Here is a 14,953-nt window from a genome sequence, read left to right as displayed (position 1 = left end):
TCCTAGTTAAGTAGTATTTGATTTAGAAAAATAAAAGAAAGGTAGATTACTCCACCTTTCGTTCTCTTTTAAACAGATGTTTTATAAGCAGGCTCACACGTAGTACAAACGTCAACATCATAATCAACCATATTGATTTCGTTTTCGTGATAACTTGTTTTACAAACAGTACAGGAAGCTATTTCATCTTTAGAAAACTTATCAATCTTTATCCCTAATAAGTTACAGATTGTTTGAAGTGAATCACATTCCGTTATACCGAGCTCATCTAATTTGTTAAGTTGTTCTTCACCGCATTCATCATAAGTGTCAGTATGAAGATAAACTTCTAATTCTCCCGATTCATCGTTATCTTGCAGCATAGGATTAAAATCAAACTTCAGATAAAAAAGGTCTTCCAAAAACTCTCTAACCCCTTCTGGACCATCCGAACATTTAATTTCGTTATTCTCTAAGCTAATAACATGATATTGCATAAAAGTTACCTCCCGAATTTTAATAATAAAAAGCGCTCACTCTATAAAAGAATGAACGCTTTTGTTTAACCAAACCGATTAATAGTTTCCGAAGTCACCGTTAGAAAATGGATCTGGACCATCATATTGATTGCCATAGTCTCCAGCAAACGGATCATCATTGAAATTATTTTTGTTTTGGTTGTTATTAAAATTGTTATTTTGGTTATTGTTAGAACGGTTATTGTTATTCTGGTTGTTATTATTTTGATTTCCGTTCCCATTGCCGTTTCCATTAGTAGGACTTAAAAACTTAACATCTTCAGCAATAAAATCAGTTGTATAAACCGTTTTATTGTTGTCGTTTCTATCCTGAAAAGAACCGGTTTTGACTTTTGCCTCTACATAAACAAGAGAACCTTTTTGAAGGTAATTAGCACAATTTTGAGCTAAATTCTTATTTTTAAAGGCTTTGATAAGGATAAAATCCGCTTCTCTTTCATTTTGCTGATTCGTGTAAGGACGATTAACAGCAATTTTGAAAGTAGTTACAGGATTATCTTGATTACCAGCAGTTTGTGGATCTTTCGTAAGACGACCAATGAACTGTACTTTATTTAACATTACAAATACCCCTTTTCTTTTAATGAAATGTGTCTGTTTTGTCCAACAATAATGTGATTAAGGACATCAATCCCAACCATTTTACCTATTCGACAAGACGTTTCGTAACATCACTGTCTTCGCAAATACCTGGTTATTTCGTTAAATTACGCAATTTTTGCATCGACGATCTGCTTTTTCATTGAAAACACCCTTTCTTAAAGTTTTTTAATGCAAGCCCCTTAATCTTCAATCGGAAAGAAATAATCTAATAATGACTTTTTAGCCTTTTGGAATAAAGAAGGTTGAGACGTAAAATTCGTACTGAATTGATACGTTTCTTCTCCTTTGAATCTCCAAATGACCTTTTCACCAGTAGCTCTTTCGACTGCAGCAACAAATGATACAACTTCACGTTTAGCGTTCTTTTGAGTAAGGGACTTTGCACGATAAATGCGACGATCTCCATTTTTTAAAAGAATTTCAGCTGAGATGCGAGTTCTGTCATTTGAACCAATCATTTTTGTTTGCTGCCTACAATCCTCAATTACATTTTTTGTACCGAATAACTCTGACATTGTGACTGCCATTTTTACCACCTATCCTTCTAAAGTTTTTTATATTAAAACGCAAAAAAGCGCCCTTTAGAAAGACTCTAATAGACACATAAAAATGTGTTTAGAATCGTTCCAAAGAACGCATACGTTTAATATCATACCCGCTAACCAAATGGTTGCACAAAAATTAAAAAATCAAAAATACTTATGGCATAATATTACTATTTATTCAGTTTTTTATCAACTTATTTTTCCTTTTAATCTGGTTATATCCATCTTTTACGATTATCTCCAGCTCTTCTTTTTTCTCTTCTTCTTTAGTTCAGAGATTACATCAGCAGAAAACATATCCTTATATTCATTTAATAAGGAAGCCGCTTCATCTTTTGATACATCCAAATTCTGAGTTAGCTGTTCCAAGAAGTCATTTTCCATTAAATAATAAGGAAGTGTAGAATTAACCAGTTCTTCTTGGAATCTTTTCATTTCTTTGGTGACTGGTGAATCCTTACTTTCTACATTCACTTCAGGTCTCCATTCATTCTCTAAGAGGTACGTGATCAAGCCGATAGGATTATGTATATTGTCTTGTTCAGATGTGTAGTTGATTACTTCTATAACTCTTTCCTTGTCATATTCCGCCCATTTGTTTAATGTAGCATCCGATACTTGGATTCCATGCTTTTGAAGAGAGTGTTTGATATCCTCGTCCTTCTGTCCTTCAAACAAGCTTAATTGGTGAGACTTCATGGAGTTTTTATTCTTTTTTATGATGAACTTTACAGTATCTACTTTTCTGCCGGTCTTGATTTCTTCAAGTTCAAAACTGATATCTGTCTTCTTCTTAAGTTCCTTCTGAGCGGGTTTTAATACCCTTTGCTTGAAGCTTCCATATTGAGGATACATATCCCCTACACAAAGCTTTTCTTTAATTTCATCTACCTTAAAGGTCCGCTCTTTGATCTTTTCATACTGCTTTAACATTTCATAGATACGAATCGTATACTGTCCTTTCAGCTGAAGGATGTTTTCGATACGGTAACTAGTGAAGCACTCTTTAAGCTCAATCAGGAAAGGCTTTAAGCTAGGATCGATTCTGAGATCCACCGTCCCGCTCTTTTTATTATAAGCAACATAGCTTAACCAGCTGATTTGTTCTGTTTTATACTCAGTCTTGATTTGAAAGACCTTCTGCATTAAACCTAGAGTAATCTGCTCGATTTCACTATACTTTGATTTACTAGTAAGGCCTAATAAATCAGTAAATTCCTTTATACGAAGTGTGTAAGTTTTAAACTCTTTATCACTTGGTTGTATACGGCTTGCTAATAGCCAGATGATTTTTTGTTCCAACTCCCCTAACTTATAGTTCGCTTCTATCAAAGAGTTGGATTTAGTGATCAAATTCTTTTTTGGTTCACCCACAATATGTCACCTGCCCTGCTAAATTTTGTCTGTCTATGTATTCCTATGTCTTATTATGCGCTTGTTGAGTATACGCTTCAAGTCCCTGTTTTTGTTATAGTTCACCCTGTTTTTGTTATAGTAAATTTCAAGCTTAAATCAAAATTACCCTGTTTCTGCTATATTTCAGACCCTGTTTTTGTTATAAAAGCTATATTATAGGGTTTTTGTAGCCAAAAACATTGTAGGTTCCTTAACCCTGTATCTGTTATAGTTCGCCCTGTTTTTGTTATAGTTGCTGATGCAACCCTGATTCTGCTATTCTTCACCCTGTTTTTGATATAATTCACACCCTGAATTCGATAGATTTAACCCTGTTTTTGTTATAGATAACCCTGAATTTGCTAGACTTAACCCTGTTTCTGTTATAGTTTATATACTTATTCCTTACTCCAACAAGGGAACAGGTTTCACGAAAACATATAAAAGGTTTATATCATTTAAAAATATGTATTGTAAAACAAACAAAACATATATAATCTGTCGGATTAAATAAGACAACACTTTTACGTCCATTATTAATGATCAAAAGTGTTGTCTTTATTAAGCTGCTCTTACGTTAATTATTTAAGTTCTAACGAAGAAACAATATCTGATATTTCGCTGGACATTTCCTTCATATGAGAAAGCCGCTCTTTCAATTGAGCTTTCATATTGGCATCACCAGAAACAGCTTCTGGAAGTAGTCTGGCTATTTCCTCCGCTTCATTCACATAATCCGATTCTACTTTGTATAATGGTTCTAAATCTTTCGAAGGAGGAAATCCCAAAGTATCAAATGCTGGTACCATTTCATCTTCTATACGTGCCATAATTGCTTCTAACTCATCCATTAGAGCGGGATATCTCTTTACTTCGTATGGAGAACGCCCTTGAATAAAACTTTCAAAGTCTTCTAATACAGAAATCCATATCATATTCACATCTAAAAGCTCGTTAACATAAGCGTTTTTCTCTTCTTTTGTAATTTCTTTTGTTTTCTCTACAGAAGATGATTCTACTTCCTTTTGTCCAGGGGGATCCTCAGCTGAACAGCCGAATAGTAAACTGCTTAACAATATAGCAGTGGCTAATTTTTTAACCATTAAAATTTCTCCTTTAATATTCAATTTTTCATTATCTGTCTATGTGCACATATAAATAGCTTTTATCATGCTCGATTAGCTCAATTCCAGCCTTTTCATATCGAGCAAAGATGTTGAATCCATCCCAATCAAGAGGCATCTTATTTCGTAAGCCTAATTTACTTAAAAGATTATTTTCTTCAGTATGTATAGTTGCTACCCATAGATTTTTAAGTAAGTTTTCATATATAAACTGAATAGTTAGAGTGCCATTTTTGGCAGCTGCTTCACATACTTTTCTTATGTAATCAGATTTAGGTACCATGTGATCATATTGCAAAGTATTGCTATCCCATTTTCCTAATTTAAGATGCTTTAAAGCCTGTTCACTTACATAATCTGAAGAAAAGCGCCAATCATTATACTTAGGTGGTAACTGCTTTTTCATAACAGTGATATGCAGATTTGCTAAGAACTTTCTCCGAGCTTCACCCATACCAGTCATATAAATATCATCATCAAATGGAAGGCTATTTAAAAAGTAATAATACTTCTCAGCTAGCAGCTGCATTATTTCATTTCTATGCAAAATCATAATGTAACCCCTTATACGTTATTTAATTGTCACCTATGATGAATTTACCATCTTTTAACTTATCCTTACAATAGGAGGAATAGAGTAAGACCTTTTATTCTATATTGAATATAATAAGAGTTCCTTTGGCAATGATGCTACTGGAGGTGGTTATATGGGAAAGTTGATTAATTTAAACGGAATTCCCCGGCCAATCAATCTGGATAACCGTAAAGAAAAGCTAGAAAAGAAGAGGAAAGAACAAAATGATAAATACAATGAATTGAAACAAAAAGGAAAGGATTTATATGGCAAATAAAAAAGAGGAAGCAGTTGCTCCCACTTTTTTTATTATTTACCGACACTCTCGGCAATTTTGTAGTTTTTTCTTAAGATCCGCGTAACTTCTCTTTTAAGTCTGTCATACTCAGCTTGCGTTTTTCGTTGACGGTCTTCATTAATTTGCCGTTGGCTTTTAAATTCAACTACACCGGATTTTGGTCTCATTGACTAACCGCCCCTTTCTGTTTCTTACCTTTGAAATCAAGAGTCAATAGACAGAGCGCATGTACTAATCTATAAATCTCTCTTGATTCAAGTGTAGCATTTTCTACTAAAAAGTGCCATGCTTTTGTATTGGATTCGTCAAAGTGAAAATTATAAACCCAGGTATCATCTTGATCAATTCTCATCTTATGAGAAACAACAATATGACCCGTATACGGAGCATTAAATATAGGTTTGTCTAAGTTATCGTTTATAACTTTTACTGCACCGTAATTTTTGTATTTCGGATCATCTAAATCCATAACATCTGGTGATACACCAGATGTGTTTACATCCTCTATTTGTACTAACTTACTTCCCTTTAGTTCATATAGAGTAAACCCGGTAAGAATATTAAGGTCCTTAGTTGTCATTCCTTTATTATGAATCCTGAATAACAGTGTGTTTATATCTTTGATTAGTTCTATGACATATTCAAATTCTTGGTCGGTTGCTTTCTGATCCGCAACTAGACCATCAATAAAATCATAGAGCTCCTTTGTTAACTCTTCTGAGTTTTCACTAACTTCATTAAGCTTTTCCTCAAAATCTACTTGATTATCTTTTATCTTATCTTCTAGACTACGAATTTTAGCTTCATAACTTGTCTTCTCCGTATGAAGGTATTCTCTTATAAGCCTTTCTACGGTAGTATGACTGCTTTGTGAAGCTGTAACGAAGTCGTATACACCTTTAAAATAAAATTCCCCTTCCGGATCCAAAAATGCCGGCTTGAAAATATCATATTCCTGCTTTCGTAATGATGAATAAGCTCCTAAGTGAAAGTGTTTACTGTTGAAGTTTAACATTTCCTTAAAATAGATATACATCGTTACTCCATAACCTATTACACCTGCAGATACTGGCAACACCCATCCAGGGATGTCAAAAGGAATAGAGAGCGGGATTCCGACTACTGTTGCTAACAGAGGTAAAATCGGAATTAAAAATTCACTTGTAAGAAAGGTGCTCACTCCCTTTTGAAGCTTGCTGACTGTTTTTAGATCTCGAAAGGGTGAAAGAAGCAGCCAGAAGAACCAGGGCGGTTGATTTTTTTGATCAATATAACCTGTCTTAAGCTTTTCAATGACGTGATCTAGCTTTTTACTAATATCAAGTAATCTACTATGATAGTTTTTTTCAGACATATAATCCCCTCACAATCTATTTAATTATAAAAGAAAAAAGCAGCCATTTGGCTACTTTCTCTGTTTTCGTAAGAACCGCTATTTTTTCCTCATAACATTAATAAGGGCAAAAATTAGAATAGCGACTACAGTTGCTTTAGCGTTTTTGCTAACATCTGTCTGATGTTGTTCACCAGAAGGAAGGTCCTTCACCTGTTCCTTAAAGATTTTCTGTGGTTCAGATGGAGCTTGAGACTCTAATTTTGCTAAGATTTTGTCCAATACTTCTTTTTGTTCGCTCATTAACATTTTTCGTTCTGCATCTTCGGCTCTTTTGAAGATTTGATTATCAATAAGAACAACTAAAGATATGGCAACAGAAAACAGCCCTAAATAAAATCCAGCCATTGTAGCTGCGTTCCCGTCAAATGTCCCTTCAAAATGCGAGAAGGTCTTATAAACGGCAAACGCGGCTAAACAAATTAGAACAAACCATATGATTCTTTCGGACTGTGAAGAAGTATTGTATTGTGGGGACCGTTTACCTAAAACATAAAATAAAGAGTTAATAAATCCCCATAAACCAATGACTCCTGCCATTACAATCAATGCTAATTGTGATTCAAGTTTAATAAATGCAAATGAGATGATTAATCCTAAATAAGCCAAGATAAACCACTCTTTTTTAATCCAATTCCATAATAAATCCCTTTTTTTCATAAATTTATAACCTCCCTAAATTGCAAATGCCAATTGCCCTTCATCATTGGTTGAAACCGGTAGCGGTTCAAATGTGACAGTTGCATTTGTTAGTAGTTTTTTATTATTTTGTGAATATCCTTCTGACAAAGCAGATAAAATTAAATGGTTAATAGCAGCCTTTTTAGTCTCTTCAGTAAAAGACCCATAATGCCATCCTAACCACTTATAAACGTACTCTGCAGCTTCTTCTTTAGAGGTGATCCCAGATTTACAAACAACAAATGTCGCCTTATTCCAAACCATCTTCTTATCCTTGAATTCCTGGGAAGCGGGAAAGAAAAATAAGCTTGTCTGGTTATGCTGCTGTCGTTGTTTAATAAACGCATATAGTTCCTTTTCCTCTTTGCGTAACTCAATGGTCACATAGAAAACCTTGTTATCCGTTTTTGTTTCCTTTTTGTTTATCGTCTTATTGGGTAAGAAGATTAATTGACCATCATATTTAAACGATCTAGGAGCGATCTCAGAGCGTTTTATATAAATACCGTCTGTATCCTTCCAAGCGTCTAAAACAGCCTGAATTTCCTCTTCTGAAATGAGAGAATGTCCATCTCTCTCTTGGATAAATAACAAATGTTCCAATAAGATTCTTCTTCCCTCTATCGTCATGCCTCCAGGAGCATAAGTTTCATGATCAGCACGTTTAAAAGTTTCAAACTGATTCATAAAGGATGTGGATTCGTCCGTATTGAATAAGTCAATTTGGTTCGGCTGGTTATCCTCTTTAAAAATACGGGTATAATACTGGCGAGGAAATACTTCGCGGTACCGAATATCGTTTCTCATTGAAAGCATGAGATTCTTCCATTCTAGTAATCCCTGATAGTTCTTACCTTCAGCAATAAAACGTAAAATCATAGGATCTTCACCACTCACTTGACCACAGGTCCAACATCCGAGTCTATTAGCACCACCACCACAAGAATTACCTTGATCACTGGAAGTTTTGATCCCGCATTCAAGAACACTTTCACCATACTGCAAGGTTAATTCTTCGGTTGTTACACCGAAGGGTAGTGTCCCTCTTGATAATAATGTGTACCAGAGCTCATCAGCCGTCACGAATTTAATTGGATGGAAGCACATAATTTCTTCAAAATCTGAATGCCTAGCCCATAGCGATTCTTTTGAGAGTTCCCATTTCTGAATAGAAGCTGCCCTTCTCGCTGATTCTTCGTTACGAACGCCAAGCATACATGTGAGAACCGTTTTATCCGTTCCTAATTGAATAGGAGCTTCAGCAATCAGTTCTTTTAGCTTTTCTTGAGTAGGTGTAATCTTAAGCCAATGCGTACAAGAACGATGCTTAGTCTTAGGAGTTGAAATAAGCGTTCCGCGGCCTAACACCTTGTACCAAAAATTCTGCTTCATCTTAGGTTTGGCTCTGTGAACAACTATAGGAAGTCCATCATGTTTTGCTTTACGCTCGATTTTTATCAAACAACGGTCCACATATTCAGAAATGTTAGGAAGCTCTACTCCTGTATCTGACAACATCACATGAACGGTTTTTGTTCTTTGTTCTGCTGGTAGTTCCAGTAGCATTTCCCATAACAAAGTAAGGACAAGGCTTGAATCCTTCCCACCGCTATATAACACCACAATTGGTTTTTTATCTTGAAGATATACCTTGCGCATTTCTTCTTTTATTTGGTCAATCATATCCATAAATTGTTCCACTACTAATACAAAAATGGGGAAAATCCCCCGCTAATTGTATTAGCAGAGGACATTCCCTCCTTTAACTATTTTTTATGCAAAACCTCTTGTTCTTCCATGTTCGGACCAAGTTTTATCCATGCTATTATAGCGATAAATGTATCCCGCTAAACCTAGTTCAACCCAAACATCAATGAATAAATTATCGCCATACACCACCTCTAATTGTTTAGCTATTTCAGATAAACTTAGAGTCGGCATATACTCATTTTCATCGACTTTAAACCAGTCACATTTGACTAGAATTAAATCCTGATTGTCAGGTTGTACTAATATTCTGGTATTAATCATTTCAACAATCGTGTCATTTTCTTTTGTGTATAATCCACCCATATAAAGTCCCCTATTATTTTTTTTGAATGTTTCCCTTAATTTTCTATTAATACTATTTTGTAGAACTTATTAAAGTGTCTGTCAAATCTCCAGCCATCATCAATAATCTTACTCCAATCACCTTGATATTTGCTGTGCTTTAAAAGAGTCTCCCGGCTAACACGAAAGGTTTCCCACTTGTTAAAGTCTAAAAGCGTAAGCGGGTTTGACCAATGTCTACCGTACTCAACACGTTGACGCTCGTACATACCCTGGTACTCTTTTCCATCCCAGATGCGACCATTGTAGCTGATTACACTAATCAATTTATCAGCATTCGGCTTTTCTACTACATAACCACCAATAAACTCGCTACCACCTAAGTTATATTCATCAATAAATTTTCTGCATTCATTAGAAGCCTCTTTCAAATCAGAAACTTTTATCCATTGTGTCGGTACACCAAATTTCTCTTCTAAAGCATTAGCTCCATATGAGATGTTTCCGCAACTGCTCAATAATACGTACATCTTCATTCCCCCATTAAGCCAATCTGCGATTTGCAGCTGCTTTTTGATTTTTTCCCTCTAATATCGTGAGAATTTTACGCTCATCGTCAATGGACATAACCGAAAAGTCTAATCTAACATCAGTGACAGTCTTAAATTGATCGATTTCCTTTTTGGATAACGTCCCATTTAAAATTAGTCGCTCTAAGCTGTCAGCACTCGGTTTTCCATATTCAATCAACAACCACTCACCGATATAGTCATAAATTTTCGATACATCATATTTTGGTTGATTTACAGAAAGAGAAAGACTTCCATACTTGTGAGGAATAGGTTTCCTCTTTTCCTTTGGAAGACTTTTTAACTTCTTAAAATCGTCCAGCTGTAACAGTTTCCATTTCAACTTGTCGTACTGATTTTTGAAGTCCTTAATTTGTGGCTTTAAGATTAAAATATCTCTGGCCAATCTTGTAAGCTCACAGTCATCCGGAATGAAATATTCTTCTGGAAGTGCATTTAAGGATTTACCCAGCTTATTAAAGTTAGGTTTAACAAAAAAAGTATCTTCAAGTTTAAAGTCTTGTATCATATCGAGATAGAGCTCATTCTCTTGGATTGATTTGTTATCAATTTCAACAACATGCAGTAACAATCCGAGGTCATATAAATATTCATTTAACGAGATATAGTCGGTTTGATAAATCTTTTTAGCTGTAAACCGCCCAACCAGATTAAAATCCTTAAATTCATGACGTTTGCTCTCTGATTGTTCCAATCGTTTTCTCATGGAAGATGTTAACCGCTTTACCTTCTCTTCTGATTGCTTTAAATGAGGATAAGTACCTTCTTCAATAAACTGTTCCATCATTTCAGCAGCAGTAGATATTATTTGTTTTTTAGCTTTCTTACCCTTGCTCATTTAATCACCCCAGATAACTCCCCCATCTAGCATCGGGGAGTTATTTTAATAATCCCCACTAGAAAGGAATATGTTATTGGGTATTACGCGATCTGAATAATTTTGTCAGGAGATAACTTGCTCCATTTATTGAAATCTTCACGTGCTTGTGTAGCCGAATTTGAGTAAAGGTTAATACGCTCAACAACTCCCTGATTTCGAATTACTTGAAACAGTTGCAATTCAGATTGTTTGTTATAAGCTTTCATTTCATTTTTCAACTTAACCAGTAACTCATTCGGCAAGGTACAATATTCGATCACTCCACCTTTTACACTTAATACAAATTGAAGATCCGATTGTCCCACAACCACAATTTCATAGTTATCTTGAAATCTCTGCAGGAAGGAAGCGAGGTTTTCAAAACTAACTAAATAATCACCAGCAAAGTTTCCTGTTGTTTGTTCCTTATTTAATAAATACGCTTTAATGATTGACATAAAATTATCCTCCTAATTATTCAGCTGTTGCTACAAGAGAGCGGCTAAATACATCTAATATTGTTAGTGCACCGGCTTTTAAAGCTACCTTCAAATGAATAGATTGTCCGGATTGCTGTCCAATTTCTACTGAATATAGATACCCATGAGTTTGACTAAATTGCTCAAAGATTCCTTGGCTCTTTAGTAAGTTAAGGAGTCTTTTTTTATCTCGATTAAAATATTCATAGAAACGATTTTTTTGTTTTTCTGCCATGTTAAACATCCTTCCGATTATTAAAATGTGGAGATTGCAAAGAAAAACGTGTAGAGCTATAAACTTCGTGTTTGAAGTCCATCTCGGTGAGACTGACTACAATACTCAAGCCGAGGTAATACAGCAGAAACAACCTTTGTCTCAAAGTAAGTTGGTGGGTGTTCATTTCCGTTACTTACAACGAAACAAGCGGGTTGGTCTAAACATAGACGTTGAATCTCTACGGTTCCTTCAGCAATGATTTCTCCATTTCTAAAGATCCGCTTGGATGAAACAACGAATTGTTCATCTTTTGTATAAAACTCTCTGATCACGCGATTTCCTCCTCAATAGAAAAGAGGTCGTATTTTACGGGCTGAAGTTCTTCCCGGATAAAATCGATCCTCTTTAGACAATCCCACATTTTCAATTTTTGATTTTTTCTGCTTCGAAGCTGTAATGTGACCGTATTGTTTACTAATGTCACACCGACTTCCTGCTTACTAAATAATCCTCTTGAATCGATCATATGGTAAGAAGGTTTTCTTATAAGTTCATTCATCCAATCATCATGTTTCATTGATGAATCTTCAAGAATGTACTCAATACCTGTTACTACCGCATCCATGCAACCAAGTGTTAAGTCAAAAAGGTAAGTTCCACCGTTAATGTCACCATTAAAGTAGATACGATACGCTTTCATGCTGTCTCTTGGTTGATTCTGAAAAGGCTCGATTCTAAACACTGATCCATCCATTAACCATTCAAAACCGCTTTTTACAGTTTTGAAATGAATGCCTTTTAATGCTTTTTCCAGTTGTTGAGGTTCAATTGGAGCGAAGCATGTAATCTTATACATGATCATCATTTCCTAACTTCTTCTCAATACAACTTTCTGAACAATACTCTTGTCCATTAACTTTGTAATAAGCAGCATCACAAGTTTTCGTGCAATTACAACAAACGTAGTCCATCATAATTCCCTCTCTCAAAGTTTTTTAATTACCCCTTAAAACAACTTTATTTTTCATTTACCATCTCCTTTCAAAGGCACAAAAAAAGCCTTTGGGAGCAGTCTATTGGCATAAATAAATATGCGTAAAAAAGACTGAACCCAAAGGCTCGTGTTTAATGGTTACCAAAACAAAAAAACAAAAATAAGAAAAAACTATATATAAATATTACCATTTTATTCTTTTGTTTTACAAGAAAAATTATGAAATTATGTTATAAATTGTAGAAAGAAATAATGATTCATCTTTCATGTTTACCAGTTGTTCCGCTTGTTCGTCAGAAATAAATAGCTTTAGATCCTCATCGTGAATGGACAATCCATGTTTTTTCGCATCTTTTAAAGAAATTTCACGAATATGAGACGCTACAATAACAGGAGTGTATACAGTTTTTCCAGTACTTTTCTCGCAAATTTCCTCAGTAACAGAAATTAGCTCTACTAAATTATCATTATCGCCTTCAAATACGGTCTTTTTAATATAATATGAATGATTAGTCATAATGTCGTTCATAGTCCTCACCCTTTAATTCGTTTGTTTCAGACTTAATTTTTTATGTAATTTCATTTTATTATGAAATTCAATTCATACTGTATATTTCCACAATCGATTTTTTTAAAAACATAGAAATCTTTTTTACAAAATAATAACTTTAGTGTAAAAAAAAGAAATACAAATATCAATTCCAATTAATACCACTATTAGTATTATTATACTGATTAATTTGTACCTTTCCATCGGAACATAGGTTCTATTTTAATAAAAATAAGAGAAAAACTGTTTACTTAATTACTAAAGTTGGAGGATATTTTCCTAAATTGGTTTAACAAAGCTCGTTATTTGTTACTTTGTATCTTCCTTCATAAAAATAAAAACCGACTAAAAATTAAGTCGGTTTAATACGTTCTATGCAGTTTATAGGCATTATACACGTCATCGATGATTTCGATAGGTACTCTATCTTTCTTTATTACTCCGTTTGCATATTTCACTTCAAATTCAAATGCTGCAGTTCCTACTTTTAAATTCGTCGGATACTCTAAATAGGCTGGATCATACAATTCACCTTTCGCAAAAACATTTGTTGTTGGAGTAAGTCCCACTGTTTTTACATGAGGATTACCGTTAGCCTGTGTTGCTATAAGAGTAGAACGAACATATACGATAGGATAAGGTGATGTATCAGCTTCTAATAAGAATTTTTCTCCACTATAGAATTGGTTTGGAGAATGACCTTGTTCTTGATGTTTTAATAACCAATCAGCTGTATGTTTTACATACCCTTTAATAATGAGCGGTTTGGAATAGAACCATGTTGAAGTTCCTACTTCTACAGTACCATCATGAACGGTAGCTCTAACATCGTATCTTCCAACTTGTGATGTAAAAGAATAACACTTTTGAGTCCCGCTAACGACATTACTTTTATTGAGTACAGTTTGTTCTATGCCGCTATCTTTCTTAACAAAGATTTTCACCAGTAGCGGGTCATTATCAAGGTCACTAGCAGTGGCACAGATGTTAATCGTGTCCCCTTCATATGGATCAGCTGGAGAGTAAGTAACAGTAATTGTTGAAGGTCTGTTTACTACAACTGGATTTTTAATCTTTGTTGCAGTTGCTCCATCTACATCAGTAACCGTTAGTCTTATCCCCCAAGTCCCCTTTATATTCAACACTCTTGTTGGATTTACTACTGAAGAAAAATTTGTCCAAGTCGAAGATCCTGGCTGCTGATAAGCCCATTGGTACGTTAAAGAATCTCCATCTGCATCTGAAGAAGCATTTGTAAACGTGACGTTTGTATCGTTATAGATGGTAGTCGGGCTGAAATTAAAATCAGCGACCGGTGGTCGGTTTACAACTACTGGATTTTTAATCTTTGTTGCGGTAGCTCCATCTACATCAGTGACCGTTAATCTTATCCCCCATGTTCCTTTTACATTCAACACTCTTGTAGGATTAACCGCTGTTGAGAAGTTTGTCCATGTTGATGTTCCTGGCTGCTGATAAGCCCATTGGTACGTTAGAGTGTCATTATCCGCGTCTACTGAAGCGTTTGTAAAAGTAACGGTTGTATCATTATATATCGTCGCAGGACTAAAATTAAAATCAGCAACTGGTGGTCTATTTACTACAACTGGATTTTTAGTCTTCGATGCGGTAGCTCCACTTGAATCTGTCACCGTTAAGCGTATATCCCATGTTCCTTTAATATTTAAAACTTTTGAAGGATTAGCGGCTATTGAGAAGTTCACCCATGTACTAGATCCCGGTGTCTGATATGCCCACTGGTACGTTAAGGTATCTCCATCCGCGTCACTTGCATTCTCATTGAAGGCTACAGTTGTATCATTATAAATGGTTGTTGGACTATACGTGAAATCAGCTACAGGTGCTCGGTTAACTACAACTGGATATTTTGTAACCGAAGCTGTTGAACTACTAGAATCTGTAACTGTTAATCGAATATCCCATGTACCTTTTATATTCAATACTTTTGTCGGATTGGCTACTGTTGAAAAATTCACCCATGTACTTGAACCAGGAGTTTGATAGGCCCACTGATAGGTTAAGGTATCTCCATCAGCATCACTAGCATTCTCTGAAAACGT

21 protein-coding genes are annotated in these 14,953 nt (G+C 34.9%); 1 reads left to right on the top strand and 20 read right to left on the bottom strand.

From position 1 onward, the window contains the following. Positions 1-68: 68 nt before the first annotated feature. The 7 genes from AWM68_RS05605 to AWM68_RS05580 all read right to left on the bottom strand — a co-directional run bounded on the left by AWM68_RS05605 (position 69) and on the right by AWM68_RS05580 (position 4,738). Positions 69-476 carry a hypothetical protein gene (locus AWM68_RS05605; RefSeq protein ID WP_066238306.1) on the bottom strand — a complete coding sequence of 136 codons (408 nt, stop codon included), beginning with the start codon at positions 474-476 and terminating at the stop codon, positions 69-71. Between the two features lie 78 nt (positions 477-554). After that, entirely contained in the window at positions 555-1,079 is a 525-nt protein-coding gene (locus tag AWM68_RS05600; RefSeq protein ID WP_066238303.1) for a single-stranded DNA-binding protein, read from the bottom strand. Beyond that, entirely contained in the window at positions 1,079-1,159 is an 81-nt protein-coding gene (locus tag AWM68_RS21285; RefSeq protein ID WP_082820588.1) for a JAB domain-containing protein, read from the bottom strand. Before AWM68_RS21285 ends, AWM68_RS05600 begins: the two co-directional genes overlap by 1 nt. Positions 1,160-1,300: 141 nt before the next feature. Then, positions 1,301-1,648 (bottom strand): DUF6018 family natural product bioysynthesis protein, encoded by a 348-nt coding sequence (locus AWM68_RS05595; RefSeq protein WP_066238300.1) that lies wholly within the window; start codon positions 1,646-1,648, stop codon positions 1,301-1,303. A gap of 252 nt (positions 1,649-1,900) precedes the next feature. Next, positions 1,901-3,040: a replication initiation protein gene (locus AWM68_RS05590; protein ID WP_066238297.1), complete on the bottom strand. Its 1,140-nt coding sequence runs from the start codon at positions 3,038-3,040 to the stop codon at positions 1,901-1,903. A 602-nt stretch (positions 3,041-3,642) separates the two neighbouring features. Then, positions 3,643-4,164, bottom strand: coding sequence for a hypothetical protein (locus AWM68_RS05585; RefSeq protein WP_066238294.1), 522 nt, complete (start codon positions 4,162-4,164; stop codon positions 3,643-3,645). Positions 4,165-4,195: 31 nt separating this feature from the next. Further along, positions 4,196-4,738 carry a hypothetical protein gene (locus tag AWM68_RS05580; RefSeq protein WP_066238292.1) on the bottom strand — a complete coding sequence of 181 codons (543 nt, stop codon included), beginning with the start codon at positions 4,736-4,738 and terminating at the stop codon, positions 4,196-4,198. A gap of 154 nt (positions 4,739-4,892) precedes the next feature. On the opposite strand from AWM68_RS05580, the gene AWM68_RS21280 reads away from it, so the two are divergent. After that, positions 4,893-5,036 carry a hypothetical protein gene (locus AWM68_RS21280; protein WP_156488312.1) on the top strand — a complete coding sequence of 48 codons (144 nt, stop codon included), beginning with the start codon at positions 4,893-4,895 and terminating at the stop codon, positions 5,034-5,036. Between the two features lie 32 nt (positions 5,037-5,068). Here the strand turns inward: AWM68_RS21280 and AWM68_RS21275 are convergent, their stop codons facing one another. The 13 genes from AWM68_RS21275 to AWM68_RS21675 form a co-directional block, all read right to left on the bottom strand. Further along, complete coding sequence (locus tag AWM68_RS21275; RefSeq protein WP_156488311.1) at positions 5,069-5,224, bottom strand: hypothetical protein; 156 nt, start codon at positions 5,222-5,224, stop codon at positions 5,069-5,071. Continuing rightward, entirely contained in the window at positions 5,221-6,411 is a 1,191-nt protein-coding gene (locus AWM68_RS05575) for a hypothetical protein (protein WP_066238290.1), read from the bottom strand. Before AWM68_RS05575 ends, AWM68_RS21275 begins: the two co-directional genes overlap by 4 nt. A 78-nt stretch (positions 6,412-6,489) precedes the next feature. Next, positions 6,490-7,110, bottom strand: coding sequence for a hypothetical protein (locus AWM68_RS05570; RefSeq protein WP_066238288.1), 621 nt, complete (start codon positions 7,108-7,110; stop codon positions 6,490-6,492). Between the two features lie 15 nt (positions 7,111-7,125). Beyond that, positions 7,126-8,820 carry a phosphoadenosine phosphosulfate reductase family protein gene (locus AWM68_RS05565; protein WP_066238285.1) on the bottom strand — a complete coding sequence of 565 codons (1,695 nt, stop codon included), beginning with the start codon at positions 8,818-8,820 and terminating at the stop codon, positions 7,126-7,128. Between the two features lie 84 nt (positions 8,821-8,904). Continuing rightward, positions 8,905-9,204: a hypothetical protein gene (locus AWM68_RS05560; RefSeq protein WP_066238283.1), complete on the bottom strand. Its 300-nt coding sequence runs from the start codon at positions 9,202-9,204 to the stop codon at positions 8,905-8,907. Between the two features lie 35 nt (positions 9,205-9,239). Further along, positions 9,240-9,719 (bottom strand): hypothetical protein, encoded by a 480-nt coding sequence (locus tag AWM68_RS05555; protein ID WP_156488310.1) that lies wholly within the window; start codon positions 9,717-9,719, stop codon positions 9,240-9,242. A gap of 7 nt (positions 9,720-9,726) precedes the next feature. Beyond that, entirely contained in the window at positions 9,727-10,611 is an 885-nt protein-coding gene (locus AWM68_RS05550; protein ID WP_066238275.1) for a hypothetical protein, read from the bottom strand. Positions 10,612-10,694: 83 nt separating this feature from the next. After that, positions 10,695-11,090 carry a hypothetical protein gene (locus AWM68_RS05545; protein WP_066238273.1) on the bottom strand — a complete coding sequence of 132 codons (396 nt, stop codon included), beginning with the start codon at positions 11,088-11,090 and terminating at the stop codon, positions 10,695-10,697. A 16-nt stretch (positions 11,091-11,106) separates the two neighbouring features. Further along, positions 11,107-11,346, bottom strand: coding sequence for a hypothetical protein (locus tag AWM68_RS05540; protein WP_066238270.1), 240 nt, complete (start codon positions 11,344-11,346; stop codon positions 11,107-11,109). A 56-nt stretch (positions 11,347-11,402) separates the two neighbouring features. Further along, positions 11,403-11,660, bottom strand: a complete 258-nt coding sequence (locus tag AWM68_RS05535) for a hypothetical protein (RefSeq protein WP_066238267.1) — start codon at positions 11,658-11,660, stop codon at positions 11,403-11,405. Further along, positions 11,657-12,184, bottom strand: a complete 528-nt coding sequence (locus AWM68_RS05530; protein ID WP_066238651.1) for a hypothetical protein — start codon at positions 12,182-12,184, stop codon at positions 11,657-11,659. The genes AWM68_RS05535 and AWM68_RS05530 overlap by 4 nt, the downstream gene beginning before the upstream one ends. A gap of 355 nt (positions 12,185-12,539) precedes the next feature. Further along, positions 12,540-12,851 (bottom strand): hypothetical protein, encoded by a 312-nt coding sequence (locus AWM68_RS05525; RefSeq protein ID WP_066238265.1) that lies wholly within the window; start codon positions 12,849-12,851, stop codon positions 12,540-12,542. Between the two features lie 383 nt (positions 12,852-13,234). Next, the coding region (locus tag AWM68_RS21675; RefSeq protein WP_197468133.1) for a PKD domain-containing protein at positions 13,235-14,953 on the bottom strand (1,719 nt) is incomplete at its 5' end.

This window comes from Fictibacillus phosphorivorans, assembly GCF_001619875.1.
GTDB classification, from domain to species: Bacteria; Bacillota; Bacilli; order Bacillales; family Fictibacillaceae; genus Fictibacillus; species Fictibacillus phosphorivorans_B.
This window is presented reverse-complemented; position numbering and strand designations above follow the sequence as displayed.

What these genes read in the sequence shown, in the direction of transcription:
- AWM68_RS21275 (WP_156488311.1), bottom strand. Translation starts at nt 5,224, where the DNA reads ATGAGACCAAAATCCGGTGTAGTTGAATTTAAAAGCCAACGGCAAATT.
- AWM68_RS21285 (WP_082820588.1), bottom strand. Translation starts at nt 1,159, where the DNA reads ATGGTTGGGATTGATGTCCTTAATCACATTATTGTTGGACAAAACAGA.
- AWM68_RS05580 (WP_066238292.1), bottom strand. Translation starts at nt 4,738, where the DNA reads ATGATTTTGCATAGAAATGAAATAATGCAGCTGCTAGCTGAGAAGTAT.
- AWM68_RS05550 (WP_066238275.1), bottom strand. Translation starts at nt 10,611, where the DNA reads ATGAGCAAGGGTAAGAAAGCTAAAAAACAAATAATATCTACTGCTGCT.
- AWM68_RS05585 (WP_066238294.1), bottom strand. Translation starts at nt 4,164, where the DNA reads ATGGTTAAAAAATTAGCCACTGCTATATTGTTAAGCAGTTTACTATTC.
- AWM68_RS05570 (WP_066238288.1), bottom strand. Translation starts at nt 7,110, where the DNA reads ATGAAAAAAAGGGATTTATTATGGAATTGGATTAAAAAAGAGTGGTTT.
- AWM68_RS05555 (WP_156488310.1), bottom strand. Translation starts at nt 9,719, where the DNA reads ATGAAGATGTACGTATTATTGAGCAGTTGCGGAAACATCTCATATGGA.
- AWM68_RS05595 (WP_066238300.1), bottom strand. Translation starts at nt 1,648, where the DNA reads ATGGCAGTCACAATGTCAGAGTTATTCGGTACAAAAAATGTAATTGAG.
- AWM68_RS05575 (WP_066238290.1), bottom strand. Translation starts at nt 6,411, where the DNA reads ATGTCTGAAAAAAACTATCATAGTAGATTACTTGATATTAGTAAAAAG.
- AWM68_RS05565 (WP_066238285.1), bottom strand. Translation starts at nt 8,820, where the DNA reads ATGGATATGATTGACCAAATAAAAGAAGAAATGCGCAAGGTATATCTT.
- AWM68_RS05605 (WP_066238306.1), bottom strand. Translation starts at nt 476, where the DNA reads ATGCAATATCATGTTATTAGCTTAGAGAATAACGAAATTAAATGTTCG.
- AWM68_RS05525 (WP_066238265.1), bottom strand. Translation starts at nt 12,851, where the DNA reads ATGAACGACATTATGACTAATCATTCATATTATATTAAAAAGACCGTA.
- AWM68_RS05560 (WP_066238283.1), bottom strand. Translation starts at nt 9,204, where the DNA reads ATGGGTGGATTATACACAAAAGAAAATGACACGATTGTTGAAATGATT.
- AWM68_RS05540 (WP_066238270.1), bottom strand. Translation starts at nt 11,346, where the DNA reads ATGGCAGAAAAACAAAAAAATCGTTTCTATGAATATTTTAATCGAGAT.
- AWM68_RS05545 (WP_066238273.1), bottom strand. Translation starts at nt 11,090, where the DNA reads ATGTCAATCATTAAAGCGTATTTATTAAATAAGGAACAAACAACAGGA.
- AWM68_RS21280 (WP_156488312.1), top strand. Translation starts at nt 4,893, where the DNA reads ATGGGAAAGTTGATTAATTTAAACGGAATTCCCCGGCCAATCAATCTG.
- AWM68_RS05600 (WP_066238303.1), bottom strand. Translation starts at nt 1,079, where the DNA reads ATGTTAAATAAAGTACAGTTCATTGGTCGTCTTACGAAAGATCCACAA.
- AWM68_RS05530 (WP_066238651.1), bottom strand. Translation starts at nt 12,184, where the DNA reads ATGTATAAGATTACATGCTTCGCTCCAATTGAACCTCAACAACTGGAA.